The organism is Flavobacterium sp. FPG59 (genome assembly GCF_002150205.1).
GTDB lineage: Bacteria > Bacteroidota > Bacteroidia > Flavobacteriales > Flavobacteriaceae > Flavobacterium.
Genome location: NZ_MTCA01000394.1, coordinates 1 through 1,116, shown reverse-complemented (window position 1 = coordinate 1,116; position 1,116 = coordinate 1). Strand labels below are relative to the sequence as shown.

General features: G+C 29.0%; 1 protein-coding gene. It reads right to left on the bottom strand.

Translation table 11 applies throughout. The features are described 5' to 3' along the window. Positions 1–138: 138 nt before the first annotated feature. Positions 139–972 (bottom strand): OmpA family protein, encoded by an 834-nt coding sequence (locus FPG59_RS16240; protein ID WP_086455550.1) that lies wholly within the window; start codon positions 970–972, stop codon positions 139–141. Positions 973–1,116: the final 144 nt, after the last annotated feature.

Genomic DNA, 1,116 nt, shown 5'->3' with positions numbered 1-1,116 from the left:
TAATAAGTATCTCATTACAATGGAAATGATGTTGATTGCTTATTAAATATTTTTAACATTAAAATTAGATAAAAACATGATTTTAATAACAAAAAAACGCCTCTTATTGAGGCGTTTAAATTATAATTTGATGAAAAATTATTTCTTTTGATTTTTCATTTCTTTTTCAATCATTTCATAAAACTGATCAATTTTAGGCAATACCACAATTCTAGTTCTACGGTTTCTTGATTTATTTTCAGGTGTATCATTCGCAACTAGCGGAATATATGAACTTCTACCAGCAGCTATCAATTGCTCCGGTTTTACACCCAATTGATTTGTTAATACACGTATAATGGCTGTAGAACGTTTAACACTTAAATCCCAATTGTCAAGTAAAACTCCTGTACCATTGTAAGGTACATTATCTGTATGACCTTCTACCATACATTCAAAATCAGGTTTGTCATTAACAACTTTAGCTACTTTTTCAAGTACTCCTTTTGCCTGATCAGTCACTTCATAACTACCACTTTTAAATAATAATTTATCAGCAATTGATATAAAAACTACTCCTTTTTCAACATTTACCTCAATATCCGGATCAGAGATTCCTACAGATCTTTTTAAACTAGTAACAAGAGCAAGAGTTACACTGTCTTTTTTAGTTAAAGCATCTTGCATTCTGCTTATTTTTAAATCTTTCTCTTTGATTGATTCTAAGGCTTTTTCAATATTTTCGGCTCCTTTTGTAGATAAAACAGTCATGTCTTTAGAAACACTTATCAAACCTTGGTTTTGCTCTTTTAAGGTTGCTGCAGTTGCTGCAAGAGCTGCTTTTTCTTCTAAACAAGAATTTAGTTTTACTGTTGCAGTGTTTAATAAGTCTTGTGTTTCTTTGTTTTTAGCCTCTAGATCTGCGAATTTCTTTTTAGAAACACATGATGTCATCAGGGCTAAAACAGTTAGGGTCAATGCTATTTTTTTCATAGATAATAGTTTTTATTATTGTTACAAATTTAGTTTAAAGGTGTTAAGTTTTGTTTATAATTATCATAAATTTTACCAAAAAACGTGCCGTTTTTCAATGAAATAATGATAAACAATACTTTTTTTATTATAATACCTTTCTAC